The sequence below is a fragment of the Streptomyces sp. NPDC052036 genome (genome assembly GCF_040680495.1).
Lineage (GTDB): Bacteria > Actinomycetota > Actinomycetes > Streptomycetales > Streptomycetaceae > Streptomyces.
On sequence record NZ_JBFAWW010000001.1, the window covers coordinates 575,948 to 588,314 of the forward strand.

General features: G+C 70.7%; 6 protein-coding genes and 3 pseudogenes. 3 read left to right on the plus strand and 6 right to left on the minus strand.

Annotated elements, in window-relative coordinates:
• Positions 1-119: 119 nt before the first annotated feature.
• Entirely contained in the window at positions 120-509 is a 390-nt protein-coding gene (locus tag AB0L95_RS02730; protein WP_311692071.1) for a cell division protein SepF, read from the minus strand.
• Positions 510-913: 404 nt separating this feature from the next.
• On the opposite strand from AB0L95_RS02730, the gene AB0L95_RS02735 reads away from it, so the two are divergent.
• Together AB0L95_RS02735 and AB0L95_RS02740 are read left to right on the plus strand one after the other, a co-directional pair.
• Complete coding sequence (locus tag AB0L95_RS02735) at positions 914-5,113, plus strand: bifunctional nitrate reductase/sulfite reductase flavoprotein subunit alpha (protein ID WP_365155764.1); 4,200 nt, start codon at positions 914-916, stop codon at positions 5,111-5,113.
• A 193-nt stretch (positions 5,114-5,306) separates the two neighbouring features.
• Positions 5,307-7,049 (plus strand): hypothetical protein, encoded by a 1,743-nt coding sequence (locus AB0L95_RS02740; RefSeq protein ID WP_365156492.1) that lies wholly within the window; start codon positions 5,307-5,309, stop codon positions 7,047-7,049.
• A gap of 36 nt (positions 7,050-7,085) precedes the next feature.
• On the opposite strand, the pseudogene AB0L95_RS02745 reads toward AB0L95_RS02740, so the two are convergent.
• Together AB0L95_RS02745 and AB0L95_RS02750 are read right to left on the minus strand one after the other, a co-directional pair.
• Positions 7,086-7,337 (minus strand): annotated as a pseudogene (locus tag AB0L95_RS02745) (transposase); the annotation flags it as partial.
• A gap of 80 nt (positions 7,338-7,417) precedes the next feature.
• Positions 7,418-7,783: pseudogene (locus AB0L95_RS02750) on the minus strand (SDR family oxidoreductase); the annotation flags it as partial.
• Between the two features lie 13 nt (positions 7,784-7,796).
• On the opposite strand from AB0L95_RS02750, the gene AB0L95_RS02755 reads away from it, so the two are divergent.
• Complete coding sequence (locus AB0L95_RS02755; RefSeq protein ID WP_365155766.1) at positions 7,797-8,183, plus strand: hypothetical protein; 387 nt, start codon at positions 7,797-7,799, stop codon at positions 8,181-8,183.
• 98 nt (positions 8,184-8,281) lie between these two features.
• Here AB0L95_RS02755 and AB0L95_RS02760 read toward each other — a convergent pair whose 3' ends face one another.
• The 3 genes and pseudogenes from AB0L95_RS02760 to AB0L95_RS02770 form a co-directional block, all read right to left on the minus strand.
• A complete protein-coding gene (locus tag AB0L95_RS02760) occupies positions 8,282-10,096 on the minus strand; it encodes a protein kinase (protein ID WP_365155769.1) in 1,815 nt (604 codons plus the stop codon).
• Positions 10,097-10,906: 810 nt separating this feature from the next.
• Positions 10,907-11,048 (minus strand): annotated as a pseudogene (locus AB0L95_RS02765) (replication initiator); the annotation flags it as partial.
• An 866-nt stretch (positions 11,049-11,914) separates the two neighbouring features.
• Entirely contained in the window at positions 11,915-12,088 is a 174-nt protein-coding gene (locus tag AB0L95_RS02770) for a hypothetical protein (RefSeq protein WP_365155771.1), read from the minus strand.
• Between the last annotated feature and the right edge of the window lie 279 nt (positions 12,089-12,367).

Sequence of the window (12,367 nt, forward strand, 5' to 3'; positions counted from 1 at the left end):
CGCAGGACGACGACGATCGACCGTCCGTCCGACCGACCGACCGACGTCACATCAACAACCTGTCGGCCCCCATCGGCGCCCCGTCCGCGTCCCGCCGGTCACCGGCCAGGACCCCGGGATCAGACGCCGGGAACCCCCGCCCCCTCGATCAGCCCCCGCACCTCGGTCCCGGGCGGGGTCAGCAAGAAGACGTTGCGGTCGACCCGGTGCATCCCGCTGGCCAGGCCGAAGACGACACCCGTGCTGAAGTCCAGCACCCGTTTGGCCACCTCGGTCTCGGCGCCCGTGAGGTCGAGCAGCACGGGCACGCCCGCCATCAGTGTCTCGGCGACCTCGCGGGCGTCCGCGAACACATTGACCCGCAGGACCACGAAACGGCGGCGCGCCTCGGTCGGCGCCTCGGGTATGGACCGGTGGCCGACCGAGGACGGCCAGGCGTCCCGGCCACGCAACGGAACAACCTGAGCGAGCCCTTCCCACTGTTCGTCGGTGACATCGTGGCTGTTCACCGGCCCTCCCCGCTGGCTCGCACTCATCGTCTGCACTGGCCAATTCTTACGCATGGTCACCCGTTCGGCCCAACAGCGACACGGACCGCGACCCGGGCCGCGCCCCGGACCACGACGCCACGGCGGCCACTCGGGCCCTTCCGCCGCTCCCGCCGCCGAGGCCGAAGCGGCCGTTTGCGCCGCTCCGACCACCGCTTGCGTCGACGTGACCGCTTCGACCGCACCGTCCACTCCGGCCCCACAGGTCACTCCGACCGAAGTGGCCGCTTCCGCCGCACCGCACTCCCCGGGTACCGTCCGCGCGCCCCCTCACAGCGTCCGGGCGCCCCCTGTGCAGTGCCCGTAACCCCTCAAGATCGAGGCGCATAACATCCGCGTAACCACCGGTTCCTACGGTCGTCGTCATGACCACCAGTCCCGGAACGCGGCAGATACGGACCGTCTGCTCGTACTGCGGCGTCGGCTGCGGGATCGTGCTCGACGTCGTGACCGGCGCCGACGGCCGCCGCCGCGTCGTCAAGGCGTCCGGCGACAAAGAACACCCCGCCAACCGCGGCCGGCTGTGCACGAAGGGCGCGACCACCACGGACCTGCTGGCCGCCCCCGGGCGGCTGACCACGGCACTCGTCCGTGCGGACCGCGGTGCGGAGCCGGTGCCCGCGTCCGTCGACGCGGCGGTCCGGGCGACCGCACGCCGGCTGCGGGAGACCGTGGACCGGCACGGTCCGGACGCGGTCGCGTTCTATGTCTCGGGGCAGCTCAGCCTGGAGGCGCAGTATCTGGCGAACAAACTCGTCAAGGGCTTCATAGGGACGAACCGGATCGAGTCCAACTCGCGGCTGTGCATGGCGAGCGCGGGGGCGGGCTACAAGCTGTCGCTGGGCGCCGACGGGCCCCCAGGCTCGTACGACGACCTGGACAAGGCGGACGTCTTCCTGGTCATCGGCTCCAACATGGCCGACTGCCACCCGATCCTCTTCCTGCGGATGATGGACCGGGTCAAGGCGGGCGCCAGACTGATCGTGGTCGATCCCCGGCGCACCGCGACCGCGGCGAAGGCCGATCTCTTCCTGCAGATCCGGCCCGGTACCGATCTCGCCCTGCTCAACGGGCTGCTGCATCTTCTGCACGAGTCCGGCCACACGGACGACGCCTTCATCGCCCGGCACACCGAGGGCTGGGAGGCGATGCCCGGCTTCCTCGCCGACTATCCGCCCGCGACCGTCGCGGAGATCACCGGTCTCGCCGAGCGGGACGTCAGGGAGGCGGCGCGGCTCATCGGCGGGGCGAAGGAGTGGACCAGCTGCTGGACCATGGGCCTCAACCAGTCCACGCACGGGACCTGGAACACCAACGCGCTCGTCAATCTGCATCTGGCGACCGGTGCGATCTGCCGCCCGGGCAGCGGTCCGTTCTCGCTCACCGGGCAGCCCAATGCCATGGGCGGGCGCGAGATGGGCTACATGGGGCCCGGGCTCCCGGGGCAGCGGTCCGTGCTCGTGCCCGAGGAGCGGGAGTTCGTCGAGGACTTGTGGGGGCTGCCCGCCGGCACGCTCCGCGCGGACGGGACCGGGCGCGGGACCGTCGAGATGTTCCAGAAGATGACGGAGGGAGAGATCAAGGCCTGCTGGATCATGTGCACCAACCCCGTGGCGTCGGTGGCCAACCGCAAGACCGTCATCGAGGGGCTGGAAGCCGCGGAGTTCGTCGTCGTGCAGGACGCGTTCGCCGAGACCGAGACCAACGCGTACGCCGACGTGGTCCTGCCCGGCGCGCTGTGGGCCGAGGCGGAGGGTGTCATGGTCAACAGCGAGCGCGGGCTGACGCTCGCCCGGCCCGCGCTGGATCCGCCGGGTGAGGCGACGGCCGACTGGCGGCTGATCGCGGCCGTCGCGCGCGAGATGGGGTACGTGGACGGGTTCTCGTACGACAGCGCGGAGGAGGTCTTCGAGGAGATCAGGCGGGCGTGGAACCCGAAGACCGGCTGGGATCTGCGCGGGGTGACGTACGGGCGGCTGCGCTCCGGGCCCGTGCAGTGGCCGGCCGCGCGGGAGGACGGCCCGGCGCGCAATCCCGTCCGGTACGTCGAGGGCGGGCTGTCCTTTCCCACGCCGAGCGGGCGGGCGGTGTTCCACGCCCGCCCGCATCTGCCGCCCGCCGAACTCCCGGACGACGACTTCCCGTTCCAGCTCAACACCGGGCGGGTGCAGCACCAGTGGCACACGCTGACGAAGACGGGGAAGGTCGCCCGGCTCAACAAGCTCAACCCCGGGCCGTTCGTGGAGGTGCACCCCGAGGACGCCGCAGCGCTCGGGATCGCGGACGGCGACCCGGTCGAGGTCGCCTCGCGGCGCGGGCGGGCCGTCCTGCCGGCGGTGGTGACGGACCGGGTACGGCCGGGGTGCTGTTTCGCGCCGTTCCACTGGAACGACCTGTTCGGCGAGTATCTGAGCGTCAACGCGGTGACCAGCGACGCGGTGGACCCGGTGTCGTTCCAGCCGGAGTTCAAGGTGTGCGCGGTGGCGCTGACGAAGGTGGCGGAACCGGCCGCTACGACAGGCGGCCCGCAGTCGGCGGCGGCCCCACCGGCCGGGGCGTCCTCGGCGGACCCGACCACCTCCCATGGCCAGGTTCCCGCCCATGCCTTCGCACCGGGCACGGCTCCGCTCTCCCCCGCGCCGGGCGCGGCCCCGTTCCGCACCGCCCCGACGGGCGTTCCCTTCGGATTCGTCCCCTCCCCTCCCCCGGTCCTGAACAGCCTGGAACGCCAGTACCTGACCGGGTTCCTCACGGGCCTCGCGTCCGGCGCGCCGGGCGTGCCCGTACTGCCGCCGGACGCGCCCTTCAGCCCCGAGCACGCGCTGTGGGTCAACGGTCTCCTGGCCGGCCTGTACTCCAGGTCCGGGACCGGGAGCGCGCCCCCGGAGCGGGCAGGCCGCGAGGTCGTCGTGCTGTGGGCGTCGCAGACGGGGAACGCGGAGGAGTTCGCGGCGGCCACCGTGCGGCGGCTCACGGAGACCGGACACCGGGCCACCTTGGCCGGCATGGACGTGACCGATGTGCGCCAACTGCCCGACGGCGCGGATCTGTTGCTCATCACGAGCACGTTCGGCGACGGGGGGCCGCCGGACAACGGCTCCGGGTTCTGGAGCGATCTGTCCGGCCAGGAGGCCCCCCGGCTCGACGGCGTACGGTACGCCGTGCTCGCCTTCGGGGACTCCTCGTACGACGACTTCTGCGGGCACGGGCGCCGACTGGACGTGCGTCTGCATGAGCTGGGCGGCATACGCCTCGCGCAGCGCACGGACTGCGAACCCGACTACGAGCCGTCGGCGGGGGCCTGGCTGGACGAGGTCCTCGGCGCCCTCGGCGGTTCGACATCCGCACCGGCCCCGCGGGCGCCCGTCGCGGGAGCGCCGACCCCGCCCGCACCGGGGACGCCGCTCCCGGCGGCACCCGGCGTGAGCGAGCCGGCCCCCCGCGCCGGGAAGCCCGTCCCGGCCACCGCCCGCCTCGTCGACAACCAGCCGCTCAGCCGGCCCGGCGCGGGCAAGGAGGTGCGGCGGTTCACCTTCGACACGAGCGGGACGGACCTCGCGTACGAGACCGGGGACGCGCTCGGGGTACACCCGGTCAACTCCCCTGCTGTCGTGGAGGAGTGGCTGGAGGCTACGGGGATCGACGGCTTCACGGCGGTCGAGGCCCCGGACGGCGACGAGATCCGCTTCTCCGACCTTCTGCACCGGCATCTCGACATCACCCGGATCACCCCGGACCTGCTGCGTTTCGTGGCCGACCGCACCCGTGACGACCGCGAGCTGCGGCAGTTGCTGCGACCCGACAACAAGGACGGGCTCGCACGCTGGTCCTGGGGGCGGCAGGCCGTCGACGTGGTCGCGGAGCACGCGGTGAAGGCGTCGGCCGATGAGTGGGCCAGGGTACTCAAGCGGCTACGGCCCCGGCTGTACTCGATCTCGTCGAGCCCGCTCGTCGATCCGCGCAGGGTGTCGCTGACGGTGTCCGTCGTGCGCTACGAGGGCCTGCACGGACGACGCAGGGCCGGAGTCTGCGGCGGCTTCCTCGCGGACACCGAGCCGGACACGGCGGTCCCGGTCTTCGTGCAGCGCGCCCCGCACTTCCGGCCACCGGCCGACGGCTCGACACCGATGGTGATGGTGGGCCCCGGAACCGGAATCGCACCTTTCATCGGCTTCCTGAACGAACGCCGCGAAATGGGGCACAGGGCACCGAACTGGCTGTTCTTCGGCGAACAGCACCGTGCCACGGACTTCTACTACGAGGACGAGCTGACCTCGCTCCACAAGGAAGGCGTCCTCACCCGGCTCGACACGGCGTTCTCCCGCGACCAGCGCGCCAAGGTCTACGTCCAGGACCGCATGCGCGAGCACGGCCTGGAGCTGTGGCACTGGCTGCGCGACGGCGCCCGTCTCTACGTCTGCGGAGACGCCTCCCGCATGGCCAAGGACGTCGACCAGGCGCTACGGGACATCGCGGCCGTACACGGCGGCCTGAGCGAACCGGAGGCAGTCGCATACGTGAAGCAGCTGACCGCCGAGAAGCGCTACGTGCGGGACGTCTACTAGAACGGCAGAACCGGCCGGGGATGCGTCCACGTCCAGTCGGTACACCCCTGTACAGGCACTTCTTACCGCCCTCACACCGGACTCTTCACCTCCAGGCGGTCGACGTTCATCCTGCCCCCTTACGTTCCGTGGCGTGCAGTTGGCAGAAGTGACGCCCCCGACAAGCGGACGATGGATACGTCTGCGCCCCCTCGTGGCGCCGGACGAACCCGAAAGAACTCCCGCGCAGTGGCATCGGATCCTGACGCTGCTCGCGGACATCAGCCTGTTCATCGGCACCCGCGAGGTGTGGACCTCCGCCGCCAGCCATCAGCCGGCGATCGCCGCGATGATCTCCCTCTGCTACGCGTCGATCCTGGTCACCGGCGTACTGACGCTGGTGGTGCGGAGCAGCCGGTCGCTGGCGCGGCTCGACCTCGTCGTCCTGGTGACGGCGGTCACCCTCGCCTACTGCGCCCTGGCCGTGAAGCACGGCTTCAGTGACGAGTCGATCCTCACCACGCAGGCCGCCCGTGAACTGCTCCACGGCCACCCGGTGTACGGGCAGCCGTGGCCCTGGCTGTTCGGTCACGGTATCGCCTACACCGCGACGGTCACGGGCGGTTACGACTACACGTACGGCTACCCGCCGCTCACCGCCCTGCTCACCGCGCCCCTGCTCTGGCTCGGCCACGGCGCCATACCGGAGACCCTGGTCACCACGACCGCGATGGTCCTCGGGGCGATCGTCATGTGGAAGATGCTGCCGACGCCATGGCGCTCCGCGGCCACCATGGTGTGCCTCGGCTTCGGCATGGTCCCGACGTACGCCCGACTCGGCTATCCCGCGGTCGTCGCGCTCGCCCTCCTGATCCCGGTCGTGGTGCGCTGGACGCGGATGGGCGGGGGCGGCCCGGTCGACTGGGCGCGGGCCGCGTGTCTGGGCGCGGCCTGTGCCACCCAGCAACTGCCCTGGTTCCTCGCGCCGTTCCTGCTCGCCGGGGTCTATGCGCTGCGCCGTGGTGAGCTGGGGGCGCGCGCGGCCGCCGCGGCGGTGGGACGCATCGCCGGCATCGCCGCCGGAACCTGGCTGCTGGTCAACGCGTACTTCATCGTGAGCGAGCCGCGCACCTGGCTGTCGGGCATCGCGTTGCCGATCACCCAGGGTGCGGTGATCCACGGCCAGGGCCTGGTCGGCATCTCCCTGTACTACACCGACGGCAGCGACCGTCTGAGCTGGTACTCGCATGCCAGCATGCTGCTGGCGGCGGGCCTGCTGGCACTGTTCGTCCTGTTCGTGCGCCGGCTGGGGCCGGCCGCGACCGTGCTGCCGTGGTGCGCGTTCTTCCTCGCGACCCGCTCGCAGGACGGCTACTACCTGCTGATGACGCCGCTCTGGCTGGCGGCTGCCGTCACCGTGCCGCCCACGGCCTTCACCAACGCCTGGCAGCCGCGTCTGCTGCCCGGGCGGCGGGTGGCCCGGATGGTGCTGGCCGGTGCCGTGGTGGCTCCGTCACTGGTGGCCGTGGCCCTGGCGGCGACCGGCCAGCCACCGCTGCGCATGCGGACCGCCGCCGCCTCCCGGACGCCCCTGACGGTCAAGACGCTCGGGATCAAGGTGCGCAACAGCGGTGACACGGCCCTGGAGCCCCATTTCATGGTGACCACCGGGCAGGGCATGAGCCGCTACTGGAAGGTGCTGGACGGCCCCTCGTCCGTCGCCGCTCATACGACGGCCACGTACCGGATCCAGGCCCCGGGCGGCAGCTTCGTGATCCCCAAGAAGGGCACCCGCATCCGGCTGCGCGCGTTCTCCGCGTCACCGATGACCCTGTCGAGCCAGGACATCCACCTGGAGCGCGAGCAGGGGCCGTCGAAGGGGGCGAAGGGACCTCAGGGATCCAGGACATCGAAGACTTCGAAGACCTCTGACTCTTCAAGGACCTCGAAGGGCTGACGGACTCGGACCGAACGCCCGTCACGTCACGTGGGCGTCGACCACCAGTACCGCCTGGTCGTCGTGCAAGTGCTCCACCACGTGGCTGCGAAGGTCGTCGCGGACGGCGTCAGCGTCCCACTTGGCCCGGCCGAGCAGGTGCTGCATGCCGTCCGGGAGCGTCTCCCCTGCCCACTCGGCGATCGTCCAGCAGTTCTTGCGCGGTAGGTCCGACAGTAGCCCGAGTACCGATCGAGCCGCCCGACGGCGGGATTCGACCCGGGCGAACCGGCCCGCCCCCCGGCCCATCACGTCCTCAAACACATCCCGTCGGCGGGCCCCCTCGGGCGGGAAGTCACCGCGGGGTGCTCCCACCCAAGGAGAGAGGCTCACAGCCCAGAACCGCCCGTCGCGTCGATCACCCGGCCGGTCACCCAGCGTGCGTCGTCGGAAGCGAGGAAGGCCACGATGTCAGCCACGTCTTCCGGCTGCCCGACCCGGCCCAGCGCGGCCAGGGACGCCGCGTGGGCTTCGGCCTGCGGATTGCCGCGTAGCCAGCTTGCGTTGACGTCCGTGTCGATGACGCCGGGCGCCACCGAGTTCGCGGTAATGCCTCGGGGCCCCAACTCCTTGGCGAGGTTGAGGGTGAAGGTGTCGAGCGCGCCCTTGGTGGCGCCGTTGGCGATGATCTCTGGCATGGCGAGGCGAGCCGCGCCGCTGGAGATGGTGATGATTCGCCCTCCGTCGCGCACACCCGTGGGCGCCTTCATGGGCGTTGCCCTTGAGGAGGAACCCACCGCCCACGCCGCGTTCACCCGCATCCTGCGTGAGGCAGCGGTCATCTATCCCGACCCCGCCCACCCGGCCGGATGCCTGACGATCAGTGCAGCCACCAACGTCACCCCGCAAGACGCCGAGGTGGAGGCATTCTTGCGCAACCTACGCAACGAGAACCTGGACGTCTTCGAGGCCCGCCTACGCATGGCGCAGCAGGCCGGCGAGCTATCCGATGCAGCCGACCCCCGTGCGCTGGCGGCGTACTTCGCCACGGTCATCCAGGGCATGTCGCAGCGCGCCCGCGACGGGGCCGCGGCGGCCGAGCTGACCGAAACCGTCGAACTGGCCCTGATGGCATGGCCCGCGGCACGACACTGATCCCACGCGCCAACCTGCCGTCTCGCCTGCCCAGCCACACTGAACGGCAAGATCACGGTCTGCAGCTGGAGTACTGACTGAGAGGTACTACAAGATCGTTACTGCTTACCGCACAGCGAGATGACCTTCTGCTCATCCTCCGAGAGGGTGGGGCCGGGTGTGGGAGTGGGTGCGGCGCCCCCCGCCTTGCCCTCGCCCGTCTTGGCGTTGGCCTCGCTCTCAGCGGCCTGGCGCTGGGCCTCCTTCCTGCACGCGGAGGCCTGGACGGCCAGTTCCTGGACCTTCGACTCGGCATCGTTCAGACTGCCCTCCGCGATGGTGGCCTTGACCTGCTTCTGCTGGTACTGCGGCAGGTATTTGAGTTCGATCTCGGGGTGGTCCTTCTGCACCTTCGACAGCGACACCCAGGCCAGGTCCTGGCTGATGCCCTGGTACAGCGCGACGTGCTCGCCCTTGGCGCCGACGTAGTACTGGGTCTGCGTCCACTGGTAGCAGCCCATGAGGCCGCCGACGAGGACTGTGAGGCCGACGCCAAGCAGGATCCCTTTCTTGAGGGGCCAATGGATGCGGAGGCGTCGAGCGGCGGGCGCCGGGACCCCAGCAGTGGTGTCCGGGGGCTTCGCAGGCGCAAGCGGCATCCGCGGCAGGCCTGTCGGCGCAGTGGCCGCCGTCGCAGGCGGGGCGGGGCTTCTGGGGCTAGGGGTGTGGCCGAGTGGCTGGGGCGCGGGGCCTGCCGCGGGTCGTTCTGCCGGGTCGGGAGTGGTGGTGCCGGGGGCGGGCGAGAGCGGAGGGGGTTGTCGGGGCCCGACGGGAATGTGGTACGCCCCGGGTGCTGCCGGGGCGGCGGGTGGTGAGGAGTGGGGCAGATTGGTGGATGACGGCAGGGGTGTCCCTGGTGGCGCGGAGGCATCCGGGGCGCCGGGGAGGGGTTGGTGGGGAGTCTCGGGCGGTGCGGGGCCCGTACTCGGCGGTGTCGGAGGCAGGGTGTGAGGGGTGAGGGTGGAGGCGTGGTCCCGGACGAGCCGGGCGACCGGGGAGGGCATCCAGCTGGGCTCGGTGAGCCGTAGCGTGGCGGTGGCGGTTCGGCCGCCCTCGTCCGCGCCGTCTGTGGTGGTGAGCCGGTCGAGCAGGTGGGCCACTGTGGGGCGCCGCATGGGGTGTTTGGCCAGACAGGCGGCCACCACCTCGCGCAGCTCGGGCGGGAGGGCATCCAGGTGGGGCGGTTCGTGGACGGCACGGTAGTGCAGGGCGTGCGGCGTGCCGGTGCCGAACGGGCCGACCCGGGTGGCGGTGTAGGCCAGCAGCGCGCCGAGGGAGAAGACGTCGCTGGCCGGCCCGACCGGCTGCCCGGTGATCTGTTCGGGGGACATGAAGCCGGGTGTGCCAATCGTCATGCCGGTCTGGGTCAGCACACTGGCCTCGTTGGCCGCCGAGATCCCGAAGTCGATCACACGGGGGCCGTCGGCGGCCAGCAGTACGTTGGAGGGTTTGAGATCGCGGTGGATGATGCCCGCCGCATGGATCGCCTCCAGGGCCTCGGCCAGCGCCGCGCCCAAAGCGAGGACTGGCCGGGCCGGCCAAGGACCATGCCTGGCGATCGCCTCCCCCAGCGGGATGCCGGGGACGTAGACGGTGGCCAGCCAGGGCGGCGAGCCGTCCGCATCGGCGTCCACCACGCCAGCGGTGAAGGCCCCGTTGACCCGCCGGGCCGCGGCCACCTCACGGGCGAAACGGCGCCGGAAGTCACCGTCCCCGGCCAGCTCGGGGCGCACCGTTTTCACTGCGACCGCACGCCCGCCGGGCGAGCGCGCCAAATACACCCGGCCCATCCCCCCGGCACCGAGCCGTGCCACGATCCGGTAGCGCCCCACCCGCCGTGGGTCCTCCGGCTCCAGGGCCTTGAACACTGCCATCCCACGCCCCCTGTGCCCTGTTCTACGGCCCCCAGTTTGTTGCCCGTAGATGGCGCATCATTCCCGACATTCCCGCGCCTGTTCAATCCACGGACGCAGCCCCTTCCGACCAGCCGCAGGTGGACCAGGCACCTCGGCCGTCCGAGCCTGCCTGGGCAGCCAATTGGGCTCCTTCCGTGGGCACTTCAGCTGAGCCGACCCCTCCACGCCCTCACCAGGGGTATGTGAAAACCACAAGAGTCGAGTACCTGCGTTGACCTGCGGATTAGGCAGGTCTCGTTTTCCCGGCCGGCCGGAGCCCCGACGCCTGATCGAGGCCATGACAGCATGGGGATACCCGCCCGCCGAGTGGCGTATGCGGTACCGGTCCGACGTCGACGCGGAGCCAGGACCGCTGGGACACGGGCGAACGCCGTCCCGGACCGCTCAACGGGTGGGCGTGGCCGAAGCCAGTGGTCGTGGTCCACGGTCGTTTGATTCGGCTTGGGAAGGTCCCCCGCTTCCCAAAACAGGAGGAGCGCCCCAGCACTTCTGGAAATCTTTGGGCGCAGGGCCGAGGAGCCGCGCGAGGCACGCAGCGCTCTTCGGCCCTATCCGTGTCGGGAACTTGGCCGCCTGGCGTTCAACCGCCCGAGTCCACTGCTCGCTGTGGCGTCTCGTCATCGGGACACCTCACGGTTCGTGACGATGTCTTCGGCGACTCCAGCGGCGATGAGTGCTGCGCCGGGAGTGTGGCCGGAGCTGACGTAGCGCCAGTGTCCCTCGGTGACGCCGCGGCGCCCCAGGCCGGGGTTCGTCGTTGGGTTCGTTCGGGCCGTCGAGGCGGATGACAGCGTGGACGTGGACGGCGGCGCGTGTTCTGGTACTCGGCGACGCGGGCGAACGACAGCCGGGCGTGCTGGGCCAAGCGGGACTGCACGAGGCCGACCGAGGAGGCGAGACGCCGCCGGACGGCTGACCAGCGAGACAGCACAAACCCACGGCTCTGACCTGTTCAGGTGCGTTTTGCGTCTTGACCGTGCCAGCGCCGAGGACCTGCACGAGGTGCTGTGGCTGGTAGGTGAGCACCTCGCTGCGGGTGCGCCTATCCCGGCCTTGCCCTGGGAGGCGAACGAGCGGCTGGGCCGGGTGATCAGCACGTTGGGTGACTCGCTGGGTAAGGCCCGGCCATCTAGTGGCGGATCGCTGGGCCGTCCCTGGGCCGTGCGGACGGTCCTCGTGTGTCGGAGCCGCTGTGGGAGACCGCGCTCGGGGACTGGTACGGGCCGGCGACTCCGCTGATGCAGAGGACTCGCACGTACAGCCCGAACAGGCGCGGGGAGATTGTGCTGCGCCGTCGGCTGCGTATGCTGCTGGCGCGCTCTTCCGCAACAGGCTTCACCGTCATGGGCGTGCTCCTTGCGTTCCACGCAGTCGGCGTTCCTCCGCGTCGCCCGCAGGACGCAGCATTCTTCCCGGCCATCGCCTTCCTCATGGCAGCCGTTCGCGCATCAAAGCAGAGACCGTGGCGTACTTCCGAGCACTCGATGAGGGTGCCTTCCGCCACACTGACGAGGAGGGCGGCCGTGACCTGCGGCCGCCCCATCGATCAACGCTCTGACCTGCTGCTGAGCTGTCGGCGGTTGTCGACGTTGGTCACCATCGAGCGCCCTTCCACGGCCCGCGGACGGCCCGGGAGAGCGCGCTCGTGTGTTGGGGTGACACCGGCCTTGTAAGGGTGGGGTGAGGAGAGAACCCTGTGCCCGCCAGACGGCTACTGCCTTGCACATGGGCCGGTGCCACGTGCTCAATGAAGGGGCACCCAATCTCGTGACCTCGTCAGTGCTTGAAGGAGTCCTTGGTCTCCTCCTTCGCGCCCCGCATCCTGCCCCGCGCTTCGAGGGCGGCGCCCTTTGCTGCGAGGGTTTCTTTGTGCACCGCATGGGCCGTCTTGCGCACGATCTTTCCGGCGACTTGTTCGGCCTTTGCCTTGGCCTTCTCCCCGACACTCATCTCAGCACCTCCGCGGAGTCTCACTGGCTGCCTGCCCTTGAGGCAGAGGGCAAAACCATCCTGCGGAACGCGCCGATCGGGGACGGACGGGGTCTTGGGGGTCTGGAGGGTTACGACGAGGCGGAACCACGGGCGGCCGGCCGCCATGGCGAGCGGAGCGCCGAGCGTCTCCGCTGTGTAGATGAGCTCTGCCCAGGCTGGAGCGCCGCCTCCCGAGCCGCAGTACGCGCCAGTCGGCCGATTGCAGCCGACCCTCGACGGGGCGCGTATAGGCGCACG